Consider the following 21,309-nt stretch of genomic DNA (forward strand, 5'->3'; position numbering starts at 1 on the left):
CCGGGCGGTCAGGAGGTCTTCGCGGACTCCTCGGCCAGCAGCTCCGCCACGGCCTGGAGCGCCAGCACGTACGACATCATGCCGAAGCCGGCGATCGTGCCGGTGGCGACGCCCGCGACGACGGAGGTGTGCCGGAACTCCTCGCGGGTGGCCGGGTTGGTGATGTGCACCTCGACCAGCGGGGCGGTGCGCTGCGCGAGGGCGTCGCGCAGCCCGTAGGAGTAGTGGGTGAACGCGGCCGGGTTGAGGACGACCGGCAGCCGCTCGTCGGCGGCCTCGTGGACCCAGCGGATCAGCTCGGCCTCGTCGTCGGTCGCGCGGACCTCCACGTTCAGGTCGAGGCGGCGGCCGGTGTCGCGGCACAGCTCGGTCAGGCCCTCGAACGACGTCGCGCCGTACACGTCCGGCTCGCGGACGCCGAGGCGGCGCAGGTTGGGGCCGTTCAGCACCAGCACGCGGCGGGCGGACGCCCCGGTCATCGGCCGACCTCCCGGTAGGCGGCGGCGAGCAGGTCCTCGTCGGGGCCCTCCAGGCGGCCGGGCTCGGCGACCCCGTCCAGGACCACGAACCGCAGGGTCGCGCCGCGCGACTTCTTGTCGATGGCCATCGCGGCGCGCAGCTCGGGCCAGGCGTCCGCCCGGTACGACACCGGCAGGCCGACGGAGCGCAGCACGGCCCGGTGCCGTTCGACGTCGTCGCGCTTGAGGCGCCCGGCGAGGCGGGCCAGCTCGGCGGCGTAGACCATGCCGATCGCGACGGCGTGGCCGTGCCGAAACCGGTAGTCCTCGGCCTTCTCGATGGCGTGCGCGAGGGTGTGCCCGTAGTTGAGGATCTCGCGCAGGCCGCTCTCCCTGAGGTCGGCGGACACCACCTCGGCCTTGACCCGGACGGCCCGTTCGACCAGCTCGCGGGTGTGCGGGCCGTCGGGGCGGGCGGCGCCCGCCGGGTCGGCCTCGACCAGCTCCAGGATCCGCGGGTCGGCGATGAACCCGGCCTTGACGACCTCGGCGAGGCCGCTGGCGTAGTCCTCGCGCGGCATCGTGGCGAGCGAGGACAGCTCGCACAGCACCCCGGCCGGGGGGTGGAACGCGCCGACGAGGTTCTTGCCCTCGGGGATGTTGATGCCGGTCTTGCCGCCGACCGCCGCGTCGACCATGCCGAGCAACGTGGTCGGGACGAGCACGGCCGGGACGCCGCGCAGCCACGACGCCGCCGCGAACCCGGCGAGGTCGGTGGTGGCGCCGCCGCCGACGCCGACGACCGCGTCCGTGCGGGTCATCCCGAGCCCCGCGAACCGCGACCAGAGCCCGGCGAGGACGCCGGCCTCCTTGGCGGCCTCGCCGTCGGGGACGGGCAGGGCGTGCGCGGCGTACCCGGCGCGGGCTACCGCCTCGCACACCGGCCGGGCGAACCCGGCCAGGCCCTCGGCGTGGACGACCGCGACGGTGCGCGCGCGGTCGCCGAGCAGGCCGGGCAGCTCGTCCAGCACCCCGGCGCCGATCACCACGTCGTACGGGTCGGCGCCCTCGACCCGCACGCGGGCGTGCGGGCCGGTCACGCGGGCTCCCTCTCCAGCGCGAGCGCGATCTCCTCGACGATCTCCTCCGGCTCGCGGCCGTCGGTCTCGACGTGCAGCCCGCCGAGCCGTTCGTAGACGGGGATGCGTTCCTCCAGGAGCTTGCGGAGCTGGCTGCGCGGGTTGAGCACGAGCAGCGGCCGCGCGGACGCGAGCCCGACCCGCTTGACGGCCTCGGACAGCCCGACCTTGAGGTAGACGACGGTGTGCCCGGCCAGCAGCTCCTGCGTCTCGGCCGCGAGGACCGCGCCGCCGCCGAGGGCGAGGACGCCCTCGTGCTCGGCGAGCGCGGCGGCCACGGCGGCGCGCTCCAGCTCGCGGAAGCGGTCCTCGCCGTCGTCGATGAAGATCTCGCCGATGGGCTTGCCCGCGGCGGTCTCGGCGTCGGCGTCGGTGTCGCGCAGCGCGACGCCGAGCCGGGCGGCGAGCGCGGCGCCGACCGTGGTCTTGCCGGAGCCGGGCGGTCCGATCAGGACGGCCTTCGGTCGCGTCATGAGTCCTCGTCCTACTTGATCGTCAGTGCGGACAGGTAGCCCCGCAGGTTGCGCGCCGTCTCCTCGGCCGAGTCGCCGCCGAACTTCTCCAGCGCGGCGTCGGCGAGCACGAGCGCGACCATCGCCTCGGCGACCACCCCGGCCGCGGGGACGGCGGTGACGTCGCTGCGCTGGTTGATCGCCTTGGCGGGCTCGCCGGTCCGCACGTCGATCGTGTCGAGGCGGCGCGGGACGGTGGAGATCGGCTTCATCGCGGCGCGGACCCGCAGGGCCTCGCCGGTGGTCATGCCGCCCTCGACGCCGCCCGCCCGGTTGGTGCGGCGGCGGACGCCCTCGGGCCCGCCGTCGATCTCGTCGTGCGCGCGGGAGCCGGGCCGGCGGGCGGTGGTGAACCCGTCGCCGACCTCCACCCCCTTGATCGCCTGGATGCCCATGAGGACGCCGGCGAGGCGCGCGTCGAGCCGCCGGTCCCAGTGCACGTGGCTGCCGAGCCCCGGCGGCAGCCCGTACGCGAGGACCTCCACGACGCCGCCGACGGTGTCGCCGGCCTTCTTGAGCTCGTCGACGTGCTCGACCATCGCGGCGGACGTCCCGGCGTCGAAGCAGCGGACCGGGCTGTCGTCCACGGCGGCGAGGTCGCCCGGGGCGGGCAGCGGCGCGCCGTCGGGCACGGCGATCTCGCCGAGCGCGAGCACGTGGCTGAGCACGTCCACGTCGAGGACCTGCTTGAGGAACGCCTTGGCGACCGTGCCGAGCGCGACCCGGGCGGCGGTCTCGCGGGCGCTCGCCCGTTCGAGGACGGGACGGGCGTCGTCGAAGCCGTACTTCTGCATCCCGACCAGGTCGGCGTGGCCCGGCCGGGGCTGGGACAGCGGCGCGTTGCGCGCCTGCGCCTCCAGCGTCTCGGCGGCGACGGGGTCGGCCGACATGACCGTCTCCCACTTGGGCCACTCGGTGTTGCCGATCTCGATCGCGACCGGCCCGCCGAGGGTGGCGCCGTGCCGCACCCCGCCGAGGATCGCGACCTCGTCGCGCTCGAACTTCATGCGGGCGCCCCGCCCGTATCCGAGCCGCCGGCGGCGCAGTTCCTCGGCGATGTCGTCCGAGGTCACGCGCACGCCGGCCGGAAGGCCCTCCACGATCGCGGTGAGGGCCGGGCCATGGGACTCCCCCGCGGTCAACCAGCGCAGCATCCCCCGATCCTATTGACTCCCGCGGGCCGCCCGCGCCGCTCGTCCACCCTTTGAGAACGGGGCGCGCCCGGCGGGGACCGGGTGGCGCCCGCCGGGGACGGGGCGCGCCCGGCCGCGGCGGCCCCGGTCAGGGCGGCGGAACGTTCCAGCTCTCGTGCCGCACGAGGTCGCCGTAGGGCTTGCGGAGCGAGCGGAGGCGGGCCGCGTCGGCGGGGCGCGCGGCGTCGTCGGCGGGCAGGCCGAGGGTGATCACGCCGACCACCGCGACGTCGGCGGGCAGGCCGAGCAGCTCCTTCAGCTCCTGGTCGTGGCGGACGGTGACGAAGCCGGTGGCGAGGCCCGCGTCGATCGCGGCGAGCTGGACCAGCATGAGCAGCGCCCCGGAGTCCACCCACCAGTACGGCGCGGGCCACTCCATCTCCTTGCCGTCGATCAGCTTGTCCGGCCGGGTGTACCGCTCGTGGTAGTCCGCCTCGGAGACGCCGAGGACCATGTGGACGGGGGCGGACGAGATCCATCGGCCCTGGGCGGCCTCGTACCGGTGCTCCTCGGCGAGGGCCGCGATCCGCTCGCGGGTGGCGCGTCCGGTCACCACCAGGAGGCGGTGGCCCTGGCTGAACCCGGCGCTCGGCGCCTTGCGGACGACCCGGGCGATCTTCTCGACGGTCTCGGACGGGATCGGATCGGGCCGGTAGCGGCGCACCATCCGGCGGCGCGCGAGGACGGCGTCGAACTCCATGTGGCTCCTTCGCTCCCTCTCGGGTTCGTACTCGGATCGCGGGCCCGGGGCCGGGTCATGCCTCCTGGAGGGCGGCGGGCGCGGGCCGCGGCGCGAACGGGTAGCCGTACCGGCGCAGCAGCGGCGCGGCGACGGCCGTCGCGAGGGCGCGGGCGGCGGGCGGCTGGGTGCGCAGCCACGCGTCGTCCTCGCGGATCTCGACCGGGCCGCGCCGCAGCCGGTCCGGGTTGCCGGTGACGGTGTGGTTGACGCCGAGGTCGGCGGTCCCGCCCGCGCTGACGGGCGGCTCGGCGTCCAGCACGGCGTGCGCCATCACCCGCGCCAGCTCCGCGCGGGGCCGGGCGGCGAAGTCCTCGTAGCGCAGCCGCAGGTAGCGGCCGGGGAACGCGCGGCCGATCCGTTCGGAGGCGAGGTTGAACGCGTTCCAGTAGCCGGTGCTGCGGACGGGTCCCATCGGCGGGATGTACGCCTTGGCGCGCCGCCACGACTCGGCGGTGGCGCGCGGGTCGCGGACGACGTGCAGGACGCGGGCGTCCACGCCGGGCGCGCCGCACAGCGCGGCGGCCTCGGCGGGGAACTTGCCGGTGTCGACGATCAGCCCGGCGTCCGCCTCGGAGGCGATCGCCGCGTACAGCCCGGCCAGGTCCGCGACGGCGGGGTGCGGCGTCCGGGCGGACCGGGCGTCGGCGAGGCGGCGCTCGGTGTGGCGGGTGCGCAGGGCGGCCTGCTGGAGGCGTACGGCGCGCTCGGCGTGCCGTACGGCCTTGTCCGGGTCGCCGCCCGCGAGCCGGGCGATCACCGCGGACCACAGCGGGCACTCCGGGATCTCCCGGCCGCAGCCGCACAGGGTGTTGGTGCCCCGGCCGAGGACGCCGTTGGTCCACAGGTAGCGCAGCTCGCCCGCGTGCACGACGCCGGGGACCTCGCCGAGCAGGTTGCCGATCAGGGTGGTGCCGCTGCGGCACCAGCCCGTGACGTACAGGACGCGGACCATCAGGGCCGGCCCGTCCGCGCGCCCAGCACCTTGCGGACGGCCTCCACGAGGTGGTCGCGGTCGCGGGCGGTCAGGTTGGCCGACAGCGGGACGTCGATCGACTCGTCCAGCCGCGCGGCCGTGGCGGGGTACCGCTCGCGCGCGGACCGCGCGTCCGGGAACAGGAACCGCCAGTTCCAGAACGCCCGCACGTTCGTGTCGCCGGGGTCGCCGAGGGCGCGGGCGTCGATGCCCTCGGCGCGCAGCGCGGCGGCGGTCCAGGCGGTCGTCCGCGCGTCCGCGCCGGGCAGCCGGAACACCAGCGCCTCGCCGAGGTAGGCGTGGTCGGCGACGGGGCGGCGCAGCGCGAGGCCGGGGACGTCCGCGAGCCGTCCGGCGACGTCGTCGTAGTTGCGGTGGTGCGCGGCGAGCCGTTCGGGCAGGCGGCGCAGCATCGCGCGGGCGAGCGCGGCGCGGATCTCGTCCATCCGCAGGCTGAAGATCGGCATCGCGAGGTCGTCCACGCCGGGCGGCGGGACGCCGTCGAAGTGCCGCGCCATCCGGCCCTCGTACGCGCCGGAGTAGACGACGGCGCGGGCGTACGCGGCGGGGTCGCGCACGACGAGGAAGCCGCCCTCGCCGGTGTTCAGCGACTTGTCGGACTGGGTGCTGAACGCGCCCGCGTCGCCGAACGTGCCGAGCGGGCGGCCGTTCAGGCGGGCGCCGAGCGCGGGCACCGCGTCCTCCACGACCGGGACGCCGTGCTCGCGGGCCGCCGCGCAGACCGCCTCCATGTCGGAGGCGAAACCGCGCATGTGCACGACGACGATCGCGCGCACCTCGGGGGTGAGGCGGCGCCGCAGGTCGGCGACGTCCAGGTGCAGGTCGTCGTCGCACTCCACCGGCAGCGGGCGGTGCCCGGCGAGCAGGATCGCGCTCGGCGTCGCCGCGAACGTGAACGCCGGGCAGGCGACGAGCGAGCCCGGCGGCAGGTCGAGGGCGAGCAGCGCGAGCGCGATCGCGGCGGTGCCGCTGGAGCACGCCAGCGCGTGCGGGACGCCGAAGAACGCGGCCAGGTCGCGTTCGAACCGGCCGGTCTGCGTCTCGGCGTGCGGGCGCTGGTCGTAGCGGAAGTACAGGCGCGCCCGGACGGCCGCGAGCGCGGCGTCCAGGTCCTCCTCGTCGATGAAGACGTCGCCCTTGTCGTAGGTGGGCCAGGGATCGGTGCGGACCGGTTCGGCCCCGTCGATCGCGAGCGCGCGGGGCTGGACGTCCACGGTCATGGCATCTCCTCTGGGGACAGGAGCACGGCGGAGGGTCAGGTGCGGCCCTCGGGCGGCGCCAGCGCGAGGACGGACGGCACGCCGGCGGGGCGGGCCCGCCGCAGCAGCCCGTACCCGACGCCGGAGATCCCGCCGAGGAGGCCGGGTGCCGGGGCGGGCAGGGCGGTGCGCCAGGGGCCTTCGGGTGGGCGGGGGTCGGTTCCGGGGACTTCGAGGCGGGCGAACGTGCCGTGGCAGAGGGAGTCGTCGGGAGGGGGCGGCCCGCCGCGCGCGAGCTCGGCGGAGCGCTCCAGATCGAGGTCGGGGGCGGGGGCGCGTTCGGGGTCGCGGGCGGCGGAGGGCGGGGCGGCGAACGCGGCGGTGCGGCGCAGTTCGAGGCGCGCGAGCGCGACTCCGGCCGCGCCCTGGCACCATCCGGTGCCCGCGGCGGGGGCGGCCTCGTGCCGTACGAGCGCGCGGGCGCGGCGGGCGTAGCGGTCGTCGGGGGCGGCGTCGTTCAGGCGGGCGAGGGCCACCGCGATCCCCGACGCGCCGTACCCGAAGCCGGGCTCGGTGACGTCCGGCGCGGGGGACGGGGCGGGGTCGGGGGCGAGGAGGTGCTCGGCCGCGGCGCGGGCCACGCCGAGGATCCGGGCGTCGCGCAGGACGGCGTGCAGGGCGAGCGCGGAGAGCACGACGCCGGCGTGCCCCTCCAGGACGTTCGCGACCGGCGGGGTGGACGGCGGGGCGAGCAGCGCGTCGCGGGCGGCCTCGGCGAGGCCGGGTCTCCCGTGGAGTCGCGCGGCGTGGGCCAGGTGGTAGACGGCGCCGAGCGCGGGCAGCGGGTAGCGGGTCGCGCGGATCCTGCGGACGACCTCGTCGGCGACGCGTTCGGCCAGGTCGGCGGCCCAGCGCTCCCCCGTCGCCGCGGCCAGCGCGGAGAGGAACAGGCCGATGCCGGGCAGCCCGCCGTACAGGTCGAGGCCGGCGGGGGCGACGCGGCGCGTGCGGGCGTCGACGACCTCCAGCGTCGTCCACCCGACGCGGTCGCCGGACCGGACCGCCGAGTCCGCGAGCCGCCGCCCGATCGCGAGCGCCTCCCGCAGCGCGTGGTCCGGCCGCAGCACCGCGCCCTTCCCGGCCGCGCCCGGCGCGGGGCGGAGGACGGGTCCGGGGTCGGGGAGGGCGGCGAGGGCGGCGTCGATGACGGCGATCTGGTCGGTGAGGCCGGACGGGCTCAGGGCGGCGAGGCGCGTGGCGGTCTCGTCCAGCGGCGGGACGGCGAGCACGCCGGGCAGGCGGGTCCCGTCGTCCAGCCAGACGTCGCGGTGGCCGGGGCGGATCTCGAAGACCGGCACCTCGCCGCGCCACAGCGCCCGCTTCTCCGCCGCGATCAGCTCCGCGCGGTGCGGGACGCCCGGCCAGCCCGCCGCGAGCCGGTCGAGGCCGCGCTCGCGCTCGGCGGCGTCGCGGACGGCGTCCGGCGACCAGCTCTCCAGCAGCAGCCGCACGTACAGGAACGTCGAGAGCTGGATCAGCCGGACGGGCGCGTCGCCGCAGCCGTGCAGCGGCCCGCCGGGCGCGAGCAGGGCGGCGCCGGCGGCGGCGAGGCGGCCGTGCGCGTAGGAGTAGCCGCCGACCAGCGCGTCCCGGTGCGGGCGGGGGTCCGCCGCCGAACCGTCGGGCAGGCGCAGCCGCCCGGCGGGGGCGGGCACGGTCCGGTAGCCCGCGCGGATGCGCATGCGGTCGGTGCCCGGGTCCTCGGCGATCGGCGTCGGGATGAGGGAGCGGCGGTCCGGAACGGTCCCGAGCGGGCTGATGTCCACGCCGAACGGCCGCTCGGTCTCGACGTCGGGCATCACCATCGGCCCCGGCAGCAGCCCGGTGCGCAGCACCGACCCGGCGAGCCGCTCGGCGGCCGGGTCGCCGAGCCGCTCCGAGCGGACCACCGGCTGCGTCCGCTCGGTGTGGAACAGCGCCTCCAGGTCGACCACCACGGGATCGGCCCCGGAGGCGATCACGTTGTCGGCGTGCAGGTCGTACCCGTGGACGGCGTGGGTGAGCGCGAGCAGCGCGCCCATCCGCCAGAAGTACGCGTGCAGGCCGTCCCCGGCGCAGGGCGCGGGCGCGACGTACTCGCTCCAGCCCCGGTCGCCGCGGTCCAGGATCCGCGGGCGCCGCAGCGCGTACGCGGGCCGCCCGCCGTCGGACGCCTCGTTGAACCAGGCGAGGAGGCGGTCGAAGCACGCGTCGATCGCCAGGCTGCGCGGCTTGTGCACGACCGTGGCGTTCGCGAAGCGGACGAGCGCGACGCTGCGCCCGCCCCGGTGGGTCTCCGCCGCGCCGAACTCCACGTCGGCGAGCGGCCCGAGGCCGTCCTCGCCCCCGAAGGCTTCGGCGAGCGCGGGCAGGTCGGCGGCCAGCTCGCGGGCGAACGCGAGCCGCGCGGCCACCCAGTCGTCGAGCGTCTCCACGACCTGCCGCGCGAGGACGGGCCGTTCGCGCCAGATCGCCAGGGCCGTCGCGGGGTCGCGGAGGCTCCGGACGAACGAGGCGTAGCGTTCCTCCGGCGTCGCGCCCGGCAGGCGTCCGGCGCGGGAGGCCGCGGCGAGCTCGCGGGTCAGGGAGGGCTGGACGGCCATCGCCAGCCAGCCGAGCGGCGGACGGCGCACCAGCAGGCCGTCGAGGCCGGGCGGCGCGTCCGGGCCGAGGTCGGCGTGCAGGCACTCGCGCAGCGTTCGGCAGGCGTCGGCGACGAGCGGGCGGGCGACCTCCAGCAGGCCCAGGTCGTCCGGCAGGTCCGGGTCGTCCGGCTGGACCGGGGCGGCGGGGGCGGGGGGCTCCCAGGCGGCGCGGAACCTCCGGTGCCACTCGGGCTCGGCGCCGCCTTCGGCGCGCTCCGGGTCCACTCCGTCCGGCGGATCTGCTCCGTTCGGCGGGTCCGGTTCCGGGGCGCGCTCGCACGGCCGTACGGCGCGCTGCCACGGCACTCCGAGGGAGCCCGGCGCGGGGCCCGCCGTCGCGGCCCTCATCCGCCGTCGTCCGGTTCGGGACGCGTCGCGGTGGGCGCGGCGGGCGCGGTGGGCACGGTGGGCACGGCGGGGACGCCGGCGGCGCGCGGGCCGGCCGTCCGCTCCGGCCCGGCGGTGCGGGACGCGCGCAGCGGGCAGGCCGGGGCCGGGAGGGCGGGCCTCCGGGTGCCCGTCCCGGCGACGTCGTCGACGACCGGATCGGTGAATTGATCCGGCTGCTCCCCGGAATTGTCCGCGTGCGGCACGTCACCACCTCGGTCGGCAGGTAAGGGTCATTCGGCAGGGCCGTTGTACCACGACCGATTTTTCCCGACAAGATCTCCGGGGGACCCTTTCCATTCACGCGCTCATTGCTTACTCTCGGGCTGGCACGTTGCAAGATCGGCTCCGTGCCATTGCCGGCCGGCCCGAGATCCGGGGCGGACGTCGCAAGCATGCGTGATGGGAGTTCTCCGTGCTGAACTACCTCATCGACGATCCCGCGCTGCGCGAGCGGTCCCCGGGGGAGGAGCTCGCGGTCGCGGTCGCCCGCGCCGGGGGCGGGGACGCCGCGATCCGGGTGCGGGCGCCGCTGACGACGCTGTTCCCGCTCGCCTCGACCCGGCCGCGGCCGACGGTCCGCGAGCAGACCAAGGGCGGCACGATCGCCGACGAGACGTTGCGCTACGTGCGCGAAGGCCGCGACGGCGGCGACGGCGCGGCGGGCACCTCCTACGAGGCGACGCCCGAGGCGGCGTTCCGCCCGTCGGTCGCGAAGGCGGAGCTGACGCGCATCGCGGTGCGCGTCCCGGTGCCCTCCGAGCTGTGCTCCGACCCCGCGCTGCTGGCCCGGTTCGTCGAGCACCGCGTGATCGTCCGCCTGTGCACCGTGGAGAACGAGGTGCTGCTGCGCGGCAGCGACGACGGCGCGGTCACCGGGCTGCTCGCCATGGCCGGCCTGCGCCGCCTGGCCTGCGCGGACGCCTCGCCGCTGGACGCGCTGATGGAGGGGGCCGCCGAGGTCGAGGAGATGGGCGGCTCGTGCGACGGGCTGGTCATGCACCCGTCCCTGTACTGGCGGCTCGTCGGCGCGGGCGCGCTCCCGTCGCTCGACGCCGCCGGGCTGCGCATCACCCGCACCCGCATGATCGGGCGCGGGGAGGTGCTGCTCGGCGACTTCCGGGCCGGCATCACCCTGCTGGACGGCGCGGAGTCCACGCTCGCCCTGCGCCGCAACGGCGAGGACGCCGCGATCATCGCGGAGATGCCCTCGGCCTCGCCCTGCACCTCCCGCAGCACTTCGTCCTGCTGAGCCTGCCGCCGTCCTCTGGGCGGAGCCCCGGCTCCCAGGGCGACGACCACCGGAACTAGCCCCCGCCGGACGGACGCCGCGTGCGCCCGTCCCCGTCCCCCCGCCTGCCCGCCGACCCCCGCCGACCCCGCCGACCTTCGCCGTCCACGGGACCTGTGCGACCGGTCCCCCGCTCCCGTCCAGAAGTGGAGGTGAAACGCATGCGCACGAACACGTGGTGATCACCCGCTCTCCCGTCAACGACGCTGCGAAACCGGAGGTGGACAAAATGCGCACTCCCCCTTGGTGACCTATCGCCGAAGGCCGGGAGAATGACCGGAGAGATGGCATCGGAAAACGCTCACCCGGGCGCCGGTGAGCCGATCCATTTCCCGTTCAGGTAAAACTCGGCCGCCTTTCAGGAATGATCGCGCCACCGTTTATCGGGACCGGCGCGACGGCGCCCGCGGCTCCTTCGAGGGCCGCGGGCGCCGCCCGTCCGGCGGCGTTTCGGACGGGCCGTCCTCCCCCTCCCCGCGACCGTTCTCCCCGCCGGGGCCGCCGCGGCCGCCGCGACGGGACCGGCGGGGGCGCGTGGCCACCGCCAGGACGGCGGCGGCGAGCATCGCGGCGGACATGGCCGCCCACGCCGCGTCGAACGCCCCGGCGGACGGGGTGTGCAGGACGGCGGCGAGGCCGCCGATGCCGACCGCCGCGCCGGCGGACCGCGCCAGCATGATCAGGGCGCTGCCGCTGCCGAACCGCGCGGGCGGTACCTCCGACATCGCGAGGGCCTGGACGGCGACCCCGGTGACGGACGTGCCCGCCATGCCCGCCACGAGCGCGGGCAGGAGGACGAGCGGGTAGCTCCGGCCGCCGCCGAGCGCGCCGGCGGCGGCCAGCCAGCACCAGCCCGCCGCGGCGACCAGCGCGCCCGACACCGCGACCGCGCGGGGACCGGCCCGGCGCACGAGCGGGCCGGCGCGCCAGGCCGCGACCGCCGAGGCCAGCGGCCCCGGGGTGAGGGCGAACCCGGCGGCGAGCGCCGAGTACTCCCACCGCTCGGTGAGGAACAGCATCACGCAGAGCGCGACGGCGAACTGCGTGACGCTCATCAGCGCCATCGCCCCGTTGCCCGCGGCGGTCGGTCCCGCGCGCAGCAGCGTGAAGTCCGCGGCGGGGCGCGGATGCCGCAGCGACCTGCGGACGCCGAGCGCCGTCAACGCGCACCCGGCGAGCGCCGAGGCGGCGGTCCGGGGGTCCGTCCAGCCCCACGCGGGCCCCTGGGTCAGGCCGAGGACGAGGAGCGCGACGCCGCCCGCGAGCAGGGCGGTGCCCGCGAGGTCGGGCAGGCCGCGCCCCTTCCGCTCGCCCGGGGGGATGCCGAGCGCGCCGCAGGCCAGCGCGAGCGCGCCGATCGGCAGGTTGACCAGGAAGATCCAGCGCCAGCCGCCGACCGCCATCAGCGCCGAGCCGAGCGCGGGGCCGCTCGCGCCCGCGACGCCCCCCACCACGCCGAGCAGCCCGAACGCGTGCCCGGCGCGGCCCGGGAACTCGCTCAGCCCGACCGAGATGGAGAGCGCGACGACCGCGCCGCCGCCGACCGCCTGGAGCATCCGCGCGAGCACGAGGCCGAGCGGTCCCGGGGCGAGCGCGCAGGCGGCCGAGCCCGCGGTGAACACCGCGAGGCCGGTCAGGAAGATCCGCTTGGGCCCGAGCCGGTCCGCGGTCCCGCCCGCGGGCAGCAGCACGGCGGCGAACACGACGGTGTACGCGGTGATCGTCCAGGACAGCCCGGCGAGGGTGCTGCCCGGGTACGCGCGCAGCAGCTTCGGGATCGCGACGCTGACGACGTTGTAGTCGACCACGGCCATGACGTTGGCGCAGACCACCGAGGTGAGCGCCAGCGCCCGGCGGCGCGCGGGCCTCACCTCGCGCCGGCGGCGCGGGCTTTCCGGGCCAGGTCCTCCTCCAGTTCGCGCCTGCGCACCTTCCCGGTGGGCGTCTTCGGCAGCCCGGCGACGACCTCCAGCCGGTCCGGCTCGTACCCGGGCGTCAGGCCCGCGTCCCGCACCCGCCGCCGCAGCTCGTCCAGCGTCGGCGGCGGCCCGTCGGGGACGACGACCGCGACGACCGTCTCGCCGAGCACCGGATCGGGCTCGCCCACCACGGCGACCTCGGCGACCCGCGGGTCGTCGCGGAGCACGCCCTCGACGGCGACCGGCGGGACGTGCAGCCCGCCCTTGTTGATCATGTCCTTGGTGCGGCCGATGACCTTGACGCCGCCGCGGCCGTCCGGCCGGGCGAGGTCGCCGGTGACGAACCACCCGTCGTGCAGGGACGCGGCGAACGCGTCGTCGGCGCCCTCGTACCCGAGGCACATGTTGGCGCCGCGCACCTCCAGCCGCCCCGGGCCGTCCCCCTCGACCTCGCGCCCGTCGTCGTCCACGAGCCGCGTTGCCATCCACGGGACGGGGCGCCCGTCGCTGTGCGCGGCCCAGTCCCACGGGTCGTCCGGGCGGCCGATGGTGACGCCGCCGTTCTCGGTCATTCCCCACAGCGGCCGGAGCGGGAGTCCGAACGTCGCGTGGAACCGCGCGGGCAGGCTCGGCGGGATCGGCGTCGAGCCCGCCACCACGTGCCGCAGCGCCAGCGCGCGGGGCCGCTCGGACTGCTCGGTGACCGCCGGGTCCAGGACGGGCGGGGTGAGGTAGCCCGCCGTGATCCCGTACCGCTCGGCGAGGTCGAGGAAGTCGGCGGCCTCGAACGCGTCGGCCCACACCGCGGTCGCGCCCGCCAGCAGCGGCGCGAGCATCCCGTACAGCCAGCCGCCCTGCCCGCCGACGACGCAGGGCGTGGTCAGCACGTCCGACTCGCCGAGCCCGAGCGGCTCGGTGTAGGACCGCGCCATCGCGTACAGCGTGTTGAACGAGTGCCGCACGCCCTTGGGGCGGCCCGTCGTCCCCGACGTGTACATGATCTGGAAGACGTCGTCGGCGTCCGGCCGGTGCTCCGGGGCCGGGCCGCCGGACGCGAGCAGCGCGTCCTCGAACCGGGCCGCGCCCTCGGGGAGCCTGTCGCCGACCACGATCTGGTGCCGCAGCGCGGGCAGCCGGCCGCGCATCCCGGCGATGGCCGCGGCGACGTCCAGCCCGCGGACCTCGTCCAGCGACACCACCGCCGCCGCGCCGCTCTCCCGCAGGATCCACTCGGTGTCGGCGGGCCCGGTCGCGATGAAGTACGGCACGGCGACGGCGCCCGCGCGCCCGCAGCCGAGCGCGAGGACGGTCGCCTGCCACTGGTTGACGAGCTGCATCGCGACGCGGTCGCCGGGCCGGACGCCGAGCGCGGCGAGGCCCGCCGCGCACCGCTCGACCCGTTCGGCGAGGTCCGCGTACGTGAGCACCACGTCAGGGCCGCCGCGGGTCTCCCAGAAGTGGCTCACCACGGCGGGCCGGTCCGGCGCCGCCTCCGCCCAGCGGGCGAGGTCGTCGAGGAACGTCGCGTCCCGCCACCAGCCCCGTTCCCGGAACGTCCGCGCGTCGTGGAGGTTCGTCACCGTGGGCCCCTTCCGTACCAGGTGACTTGATCATGACCGCGCCGCCCCGGACCGGACAACGGCCAGTGTTGACGAAGATGGACCGGTTCAATCGGATTCCGGGTGATCGGGAGGCCGGGCGGGTTCAGCCGACCTCGCGCCAGTCCAGGACGTCGACGAGGTCGCGGATCGCGGCGAGCAGGCCGAGCCGGTTGGCGCGCACGGCCGGGTCGTCCGCCATCACCATCACCGCGTCGAAGTAGGCGTCGATCGGCGCGGCGAGCGGCAGCGCGGCGGCGGTGAACTCCGGCAGCGCGGGACGGGCGGGCAGCGCCGCGCGGACCTGGGTGAACGCCTCGTCCAGGCGGTGCTCGGCGGGGTCCTGGAACAGGCCCGGCCCGTAGCCGGCCGGCGTGCCCTCCGGGACGATCCGCAGCACCCGTTGCAGCGCCGCCGTCAGCCGCTGGAACCGCGGCTCGTCCAGCAGCCCGCCGAGGTCGGCGGCGGCCCGCTCGGCGTGCGCGGGCGCGCCCGCGTGCGGCAGGACGGCCCGGACGACGCTGACGGCGTGGCCCTCGTCCAGCAGCGCCTGCTCCAGCCGCCGCGCGACGAACCGTTCCGCCTCGGCGAGCGTCTCCGGCGGCACCTCGACGGGCTGGTGCCGCGCCGCGACCGCGAGCCCGCCGCCGACGGTGATCGGGGCGAGGGCGGGATGGGCGCGCAGCACCGCGGTGAGCGCGAGGGCCGCGCGCCGCAGCCCGAACGGGTCGGAGCCGCCGGTCGGAGCCGACCCGACCGCGAACAGCCCGGCGAGCAGGTCGAGCCGGTCGGCGATCGCGAGGACGGCGCCGGGCGTCCCGGCGGGCGGCGCGTCCCCGGCGGACCGGGGCAGCTCCATCTCATAGAGGGCCTGGGCGACGGCGGGGTCCTCGCCCGCGCGGCGCGCGTACTCCCGGGCCATCGTCCCGGCGAGGCCGGGCAGCTCGATCACCATGGCCGAGGCCAGGTCGAACTTCGCCAGCTCCCCGGCCCGGCGGACCGCGGCGGCGTCGCCGCCGGACAGCCCGGCGCGGTCCGCGAGCTCGGCGGCGATCGCCCGGATCCGCTCGGCGCGGTCGGCCATCGAGCCGAGCCGCCCGGTGAACGTCAGCGTGCCGAGCCCGTCCCTCATCTCCTCGGGCGTGCCGCGCAGGTCCTGCTGGAAGAAGAACGCGGCGTCCTCGTAGCGGGCGCGGAGCACGGCCTCGTTGCCGGCGCGGACGGCGCCGTGGTCGCACTCGCCGTTCGCGACGGCGACGAAGTGCGGCAGCAGCCGCCCGGACGGCCCGCGCACCGGCAGGTACCGCTGGTGCTTGCGCATCACCGTGGTGAGGATCTCCTCGGGCAGGTCCAGGTAGCCGCCGTCGAACGAGCCGAGCAGCGCGACGGGCTCCTCGACGAGGTCGACGACCTCGTCCACCAGCGCCCGCTCGCCGTCGAGGTCGACCGTGCCGCCCGCCGAGCGGGCGAGCGCCCCGGCGGTCTCCGCGATCACCGCGCGGCGCCGCGCCGCCGCGGGCTCGATGCCGTGCGCGCGCAGCGTCGGCACCAGGTCGCGGGCGGACGCGACGGGCACGGCGGGCCGTTCGGCGGTGCGGTGCACGCGCGTCTCCCGGCCCGAGCGCAGGCCGGCCGCGGCGAACGGCACGACGTGCTCGTCCAGCAGCGCGAGCAGGCCGCGGATCGGGCGGGCGAACGACGCGCCGGCGGCGTTCCACCGCATGTTCTTCCCGGCGCGCAGGCCGGCGACGATCCCGGGGAGCAGCGCGGCGAGCACCTCGGCGGCCGGACGGCCCTCGACGCGCCGCACGTACCCGGCGTACTCGCCGCCGCCGACCGTGACCGTCCCGACGCCCGCGGGGTCCACGCCGTGGCCGCGCGCGAACCCGAGCAGCGCCTTGGTCGGCGCGCCGTCCGGGCCGTACGCGGCGGCGAGCCGCGGGCCTTTGACGGCCTCCTCGCGGTCGGGCTCGCGCGGCTCGACGCCTTCGGCGACCACGATGATCCGGCGGGGCGTGGCGTAGGCGTCGAGCGGGCTCCCGGCCGGGAGCAGCCCGGCCTCCACCAGGCCGCGCAGCAGCCGGTCGGCGACCTCCCGGGCGGTGCGGGCGACCTCGTTCGGCGGCAGCTCCTCCACGCCGATCTCCAGCGCGAACGTCCCCGGCCCGGTGATCTCCGGCAGCGCCGCCGGGCTGGCCTCCGCCGCGTCCGCGGGCTCGGCCGCGGCGGTCGCGGCGGCGCGGCCGGACGCGTCGCCGAGGGGGTGGCCCAGCTCGGCGCGGCGCTCCACCCACAGCCCGGCGACCTCGTGCGCGAGGCCGCGCATCCGGGCGAACGCGCGGGCCCGTTCGGCGGTGCCGATCGCGCCCCGCGAGTCGAGCACGTTGAACGCGTGCGAGCACTTGAGCACGTAGGTGTGCGCGGGGACGGGCAGCCGCGCGTCGAGCATCCGCCGCGCCTCGCCCGCGTACGCCTCGAACAGCCCGCGGACGGCTCCGATGTCGGCGTCGTCCAGGTAGTAGCGGCTCATCTCGTACTCGGCCTGCCCGAACGCCTCCCCGTAGGTGACGCCGGGCGCGTACCGGATGTCCTTGAAGTGCGACACCCCCTGGAGCGCCATCAGGATGCGCTCCATCCCGTACGTGATCTCGACCGAGACCGGGTCGAGGGTGAGCCCGCCCGACTGCTGGAAGTAGGTGAACTGGGTGATCTCCAGCCCGTCCAGCCACACCTCCCAGCCGAGCCCCCACGCGCCGAGCGCCGGGGACGCCCAGTCGTCCTCGACGAACCGCACGTCGTGCGCGCGCAGGTCGACGCCGAGCGCGGCGAGGCTGCCGAGGTACTGCTCCTGCGCGTCGCCCGGCTCCGGCTTCAGGACCACCTGGAACTGGGTGTGGGTCTGGAGCCGGTTGGGGTTGTCGCCGTAGCGGGCGTCGTCGGGGCGGACGCTCGGCTCGGCGTACGCGACGCGCCACGGTTCGGGGCCGAGCACGCGCAGCGCGGTCGCGGGGTTCAGCGTGCCCGCGCCGACCTCGGTGTTCATCGGCTGGCCGACGAGGCAGCCGCGCCCCGCCCAGTAGCCGGTGAGCCGCATCAGGGCGTCCTGCATGGTCAACACGGGTCGTTCTCCTCCGGGACGGGAAACCTGCAAGCCTACGGGGGTCAGGCCCCGAGACCTCGCCGGATCGCCAGTTCCACGGGGGCCTCGCCGTCGTAGGGGCGGAACGGGGCGGCGGCGACCAGCGGCGGCTGCGCCATGAAGCGCGGCTCGGTCCCCCGGTGCGGCTGCGCCGCGTGCACGAGGAACGGATGGCACAGGTAGACGTCCCCGGCGCGCCCGGTCGCGAGCGCGGCGGGGCGGTGCCGGGTCGCGCGCTCGGCCCGCGCCGCCAGGTCCATGAACGCCAGGCCGCCGTCGCCCGCCGGTTCGAGGATCGCCGGGACGTCCAGGTGGGACCCCGTCCGGATCCGGGTCGGCGCGTCGTCCTCGCCCACGTCGGAGAACAGGAACAGCATCAGCAGGGCCCGGCCCTTGGACGCCAGGTTGACGCGGTACGCCATGTAGTCGGCGGGGTCCTCGCCGGGGAACGACGCGTCGATGTGCCAGCCGTCGTCGCCGGGCGGGTCGTCGCCCGGGAACCGCACGGGGACCGAGCCGAGGCTGGCGCGCGGCTGCCAGCGCCCCTCCCCGATCAGCGCGTCGAACGCGGCGCGCAGCCGGTCGGAGCCGGCCGCGGCGCGGAACGGCTCCTGCGCGTAGTCGCCGAGGCGCACGACCGGCCGTGTCCAGGTCGAGCGGTCGGCCGGGTCGCAGCCGGTGTCGCGCCACAGGATGTCGCGGCACGCGGCGGCCGTCTCGCGGGGGAACGCCTCGTCCACCCGGACGAACCCGTCCGTCACGAAGGCGTCGATGGTCTCAGGCTTCATGGGCCCCAGCATGCCGTCCGTCCCGCCTGGGAGGACAACCATTTACGGGGCGTGGACCAGCACGGCGACCAAGGTCCCCGCCAGCATGAACGGCCCGTACGGGATGGCGGAGGCGCGCCCGGCGCGGCGCGCGGCGAGCAGCGCGCCCGACACGGCGGCGCCGAGCACCGCCGTCGCGAGCACCCCGAGCACCCACGCCGCGGACCCGAGCCACCCGAGGTACAGGCCGAGGACCCCGGCGAGCTTCACATCGCCCTGCCCGACCGCGCTCGGCCTGATCAGCCACTGCGACCCGAACCACGCGAACAGCGCCGCCATCCCGATCAGCGCGTGCAGGAACCGCGCTCCCCCGCCCTCGGTGAACGGCACGGCCGCGCCGAGCAGCGCCGCGCCGATCCCGTACGACGGCAGGACGATCGGGTCGGGCAGCCGCTTGACCGCGATGTCGACGACGGCGAGCACGCTCCCCGCCGCCCCGAGCCACGCGAACGCCGCCAGCTCGGCCCGCGCGCCGATCCTCCAGGCGAGCGCCGCCACCACGACGACGGCGAGAACGACCACGGCGACGGCCCTCCGCCGAACGACCGCACCCCAGCCGGGAACCGGCGACCGCTCAGGAACGGCGCCGTCGGGAGGTGCGGCAGTGGCGTCCACGCCGCGACCCTACCCCCGCCCGCGACACCGACGGCGGCAGGGCGAAGAACGGACCAGCCTCAAGAGCGGACGGGGCTCAAGGACGGCCGGGCTCAGGAGCGGCCGGGCACAAGAACGGACGAGCCTCGGGAGCGTGCGGGGCTCAAGGACGGCCGGGCTCAAGGGCGACCGGGCTCAAGGGCGGACGATTTTGAGTTCGACGCCGCCGACGATGCGGCCGCGCAGGGCTTCGGCGAGGCGGTCGGAGACGCGGCGGACGGTGACCCGCTCGTCGTGGCCGGGGGCGATCGCGAAGCGCACGGCGAGTTCGGCGTCGTCGCCGCCGGTGACGCGGACGCCGGTCACGCCCTGCTCGGAGCCGAACGCCGCGTCGATCGCGGCGAGCACGTCGGGGTCCTCGTGCGGCGGCGGGATCGGGCGGCCGTCGGCGAGCAGGTGCAGGCGCAGCCCGTCCACCGCGAACGGCACCGGGCCCGCCACGTCCACGACCAGCGCGTGCGCGTCCTCGTCGAGGGCCGCCGCGCACGCCTGCCTGGCGTGCACGGCGACCGGGCGGGCGTCGGCGCGCCAGGCCCGCATCGTCTCGATCGAGGTGAAGCCGAGCACGCCGCGCCGGCCGTCCTCGCCGATCAGCGTGGGCAGGGCCATGTCGCTGGACTTCTCGCGGCGCAGCCCGCCGGGCTCTTGCTCCTCCTCGGTGAGGACCGCGACCACGGGAACCAGCAGCCGCGCGTCGCGCAGCGCCCGGAGCACGGCGTGCTCCCCGGCGCGTCCCGCCGCGTACTTGACGAGCGCCTCGCGCAGCCGGGGGTCGGCCGCGCCGTCGTCCTCGGGGAACTGGGGTTCGGGAATGGTCAGACCGGACACGTTTCGAGGCTATCGGCTCGCGCGACCACCTCGGGTGGTGTTCCCGTCACTCCCCACACCCGCCCTCCGGGCCGGTGACGGGCTGCTCGTCGTACACGATGTCCACGGCGCAGCGGAACCCGACGTTGGCCTCCTGGTAGTCGATCGCCGCCTCGATCTGGAGGGAGACCAGCCCGTACAGGGCGACCTGGTCGCTCCAGCCGCCGCCGCGCACGCCCCGCATCTCGGAGTTGCGGGCCTCTGTCTTGCCGCCCTCCGAGACCCACTCGCTGACGTTGCCCGCCATCTGGACCACGCCGAACGGCGACCGGCCGTCCTCCTCCCCCTCCGTGAAACCCGTCACGGGGTAGGTCCGGCGGAAGCGCGGCGCGGGGAGCTGGTCGTGGTTGCAGCGGCGCGGCTGCCAGACGTCGCCCCACGGGTAGGCGCGGTCGTCCTGGTCGCCGCGCGCCGCCTTCTCCCACTCCAGCGGGCGCGGCAGCCGCTTGCCCGCCCACAGCGCGTAGCAGAGCGCGTCGCGCCAGGAGACGTGCGCCACCGGATGGTCGGGCAGTCCGGTGCTCCCGGCGAGCAGGCCCTCGGGCATCGGGTAGTTGGTGTCCTCGACGAACTCGGCGTACGCGGCGTTCGTCACCGGCGTGACGTCGATGTCGAAGCCGGGGCAGAACATCCTGCGCGGCGGGTCGTCGTCCGGGGCGAGCCGCGCGAGCTGCTGCGGGTCGGCGGGCATGCCGGCCGCCATCAGCGCGTTGCTGGCCTGGTTGGCGCTCAGGCCGTGCGCGAACACCCCCGCGGGCACCCGCACCATCCCGGGCCGCGGGGGCCGCGCCACCCGGTGGTACATCGCCGCGCCGCACACCGGGCAGGACGGCCGGGCGTCCTGCGCGACGTACCGGCAGGCGCGGCAGAACGGCAGCTCCATCTCCCGGCTCGCGACGTCGTCCATCAGCTCGGCGTCGCCGAGCACCGCCGCGGCCTCGGCCGCCTCGGGCCGCTCCGCGGGGTCGGGCGCGATCATGCGGGCGAGCAGCTCGACGACGTGCCCGGGGGCGTACGGGTGGACGCCCGCGAGGGTGGCGCGGACCCGGTCCGGGAGGACCGGATCGCGCGGGTACCCGCCGGTCAGGCACTCGTACAGCAGGACGCCGAGCGCGTACACGTCGTCGGCGGGGTCGTCGAGCCGCGAGTCGACCTGCCGCTGCGGCGACAGGTACGCCGCGACGCCCGCGGTCAGGCCCGCCTCGTCGTGCGCCCGCGACAGTCCCCAGTCGATGAGCTGGATGTCGTTGCCCCGGGTGAGCAGCACGTTGCTCGGCTTCAGGTCGCGGTGCCGCACGTTCTGGGCGTGCGCGAACGCGATCGCGGCGGCGAGCTGCCCGCCCATCCGGACGGTCTGCCCGAGCGACTGCCGCCGCCCGCCCGCGACCAGGTCGCGCAGCGCCGGGCCGTCCACGTGCCCGACGAACAGCACCGGGCCGAGGTCGTCCAGGCTGCGCAGCGCGAGCAGCGCGGGCGCGGTGTACGGCGCGCCGTTCAGCCGGGCGACGGCGGTGCGGCACTCGTTGAAGAACGCGGTGGTGACCGGCTCCCCGACCCGGGCCAGCACCTCGTCGCTGATCCGCTTGACGACCTTGCGGGCCTCGAACTCGTCCTCCAGCACGCCGACCTCGCCGAAGCCGCCCCGGTGGACGGCGACGACGGTCTCCCCGGTGGGCAGGACGCGCCCCTTCTCCAGTCCCATCTGT

Annotated in this window: 17 protein-coding genes; 1 reads left to right on the forward strand and 16 read right to left on the reverse strand. The window is 76.6% G+C overall.

Annotation, left to right across the window (positions count from 1 at the left end; genetic code table 11):
- Positions 1 to 8 precede the first annotated feature (8 nt).
- The 9 genes from aroQ to GEV43_RS01030 form a co-directional block, all read right to left on the reverse strand.
- Positions 9 to 479: a type II 3-dehydroquinate dehydratase gene (aroQ, locus tag GEV43_RS00990; protein WP_160819093.1), complete on the reverse strand. Its 471-nt coding sequence runs from the start codon at positions 477 to 479 to the stop codon at positions 9 to 11.
- A complete protein-coding gene (aroB, locus tag GEV43_RS00995) occupies positions 476 to 1,558 on the reverse strand; it encodes a 3-dehydroquinate synthase (protein WP_160819094.1) in 1,083 nt (360 codons plus the stop codon). Before aroB ends, aroQ begins: the two co-directional genes overlap by 4 nt.
- On the reverse strand, positions 1,555 to 2,070 hold the full coding sequence (locus GEV43_RS01000; RefSeq protein ID WP_160819095.1) for a shikimate kinase: 516 nt from the start codon (positions 2,068 to 2,070) through the stop codon (positions 1,555 to 1,557). Before GEV43_RS01000 ends, aroB begins: the two co-directional genes overlap by 4 nt.
- 11 nt (positions 2,071 to 2,081) lie before the next feature.
- On the reverse strand, positions 2,082 to 3,263 hold the full coding sequence (aroC, locus tag GEV43_RS01005) for a chorismate synthase (RefSeq protein ID WP_160819096.1): 1,182 nt from the start codon (positions 3,261 to 3,263) through the stop codon (positions 2,082 to 2,084).
- 127 nt (positions 3,264 to 3,390) lie between these two features.
- Positions 3,391 to 4,002 carry a nitroreductase family protein gene (locus tag GEV43_RS01010; protein WP_160819097.1) on the reverse strand — a complete coding sequence of 204 codons (612 nt, stop codon included), beginning with the start codon at positions 4,000 to 4,002 and terminating at the stop codon, positions 3,391 to 3,393.
- A gap of 55 nt (positions 4,003 to 4,057) precedes the next feature.
- Positions 4,058 to 4,996 (reverse strand): sulfotransferase, encoded by a 939-nt coding sequence (locus GEV43_RS01015; protein ID WP_160819098.1) that lies wholly within the window; start codon positions 4,994 to 4,996, stop codon positions 4,058 to 4,060.
- Positions 4,996 to 6,258 (reverse strand): DegT/DnrJ/EryC1/StrS aminotransferase family protein, encoded by a 1,263-nt coding sequence (locus GEV43_RS01020; RefSeq protein WP_160819099.1) that lies wholly within the window; start codon positions 6,256 to 6,258, stop codon positions 4,996 to 4,998. The genes GEV43_RS01015 and GEV43_RS01020 overlap by 1 nt, the downstream gene beginning before the upstream one ends.
- A 35-nt stretch (positions 6,259 to 6,293) precedes the next feature.
- Entirely contained in the window at positions 6,294 to 9,269 is a 2,976-nt protein-coding gene (locus GEV43_RS01025) for a type 2 lanthipeptide synthetase LanM family protein (RefSeq protein ID WP_160819100.1), read from the reverse strand.
- Positions 9,266 to 9,514: a hypothetical protein gene (locus tag GEV43_RS01030; protein WP_160819101.1), complete on the reverse strand. Its 249-nt coding sequence runs from the start codon at positions 9,512 to 9,514 to the stop codon at positions 9,266 to 9,268. Before GEV43_RS01030 ends, GEV43_RS01025 begins: the two co-directional genes overlap by 4 nt.
- A 209-nt stretch (positions 9,515 to 9,723) precedes the next feature.
- Between GEV43_RS01030 and GEV43_RS01035 the strand changes: the two genes are divergently transcribed.
- Complete coding sequence (locus GEV43_RS01035; protein ID WP_206681032.1) at positions 9,724 to 10,560, forward strand: family 3 encapsulin nanocompartment shell protein; 837 nt, start codon at positions 9,724 to 9,726, stop codon at positions 10,558 to 10,560.
- Between the two features lie 419 nt (positions 10,561 to 10,979).
- Here GEV43_RS01035 and GEV43_RS01040 read toward each other — a convergent pair whose 3' ends face one another.
- From GEV43_RS01040 to GEV43_RS01070, 7 genes are all read right to left on the reverse strand, one after another.
- Positions 10,980 to 12,470, reverse strand: coding sequence for an MFS transporter (locus GEV43_RS01040; protein WP_160819102.1), 1,491 nt, complete (start codon positions 12,468 to 12,470; stop codon positions 10,980 to 10,982).
- Positions 12,467 to 14,098: an AMP-binding protein gene (locus GEV43_RS01045; protein WP_160819103.1), complete on the reverse strand. Its 1,632-nt coding sequence runs from the start codon at positions 14,096 to 14,098 to the stop codon at positions 12,467 to 12,469. Before GEV43_RS01045 ends, GEV43_RS01040 begins: the two co-directional genes overlap by 4 nt.
- 124 nt (positions 14,099 to 14,222) lie before the next feature.
- On the reverse strand, positions 14,223 to 17,225 hold the full coding sequence (locus GEV43_RS01050; RefSeq protein ID WP_160824206.1) for a glycine--tRNA ligase: 3,003 nt from the start codon (positions 17,223 to 17,225) through the stop codon (positions 14,223 to 14,225).
- 53 nt (positions 17,226 to 17,278) lie between these two features.
- Positions 17,279 to 18,043: a phytanoyl-CoA dioxygenase family protein gene (locus tag GEV43_RS01055; RefSeq protein ID WP_241682724.1), complete on the reverse strand. Its 765-nt coding sequence runs from the start codon at positions 18,041 to 18,043 to the stop codon at positions 17,279 to 17,281.
- 42 nt (positions 18,044 to 18,085) lie between these two features.
- Complete coding sequence (locus GEV43_RS49055; RefSeq protein ID WP_160819105.1) at positions 18,086 to 18,697, reverse strand: A24 family peptidase; 612 nt, start codon at positions 18,695 to 18,697, stop codon at positions 18,086 to 18,088.
- A gap of 174 nt (positions 18,698 to 18,871) precedes the next feature.
- Complete coding sequence (locus tag GEV43_RS01065) at positions 18,872 to 19,564, reverse strand: SseB family protein (RefSeq protein WP_160819106.1); 693 nt, start codon at positions 19,562 to 19,564, stop codon at positions 18,872 to 18,874.
- A gap of 46 nt (positions 19,565 to 19,610) precedes the next feature.
- Positions 19,611 to 21,305 carry an SUMF1/EgtB/PvdO family nonheme iron enzyme gene (locus GEV43_RS01070; RefSeq protein ID WP_160819107.1) on the reverse strand — a complete coding sequence of 565 codons (1,695 nt, stop codon included), beginning with the start codon at positions 21,303 to 21,305 and terminating at the stop codon, positions 19,611 to 19,613.
- Positions 21,306 to 21,309 lie beyond the last annotated feature (4 nt).

Source organism: Actinomadura sp. J1-007 (assembly GCF_009793335.1).
In the GTDB taxonomy this organism is placed as follows: domain Bacteria; phylum Actinomycetota; class Actinomycetes; order Streptosporangiales; family Streptosporangiaceae; genus Spirillospora; species Spirillospora yumaensis.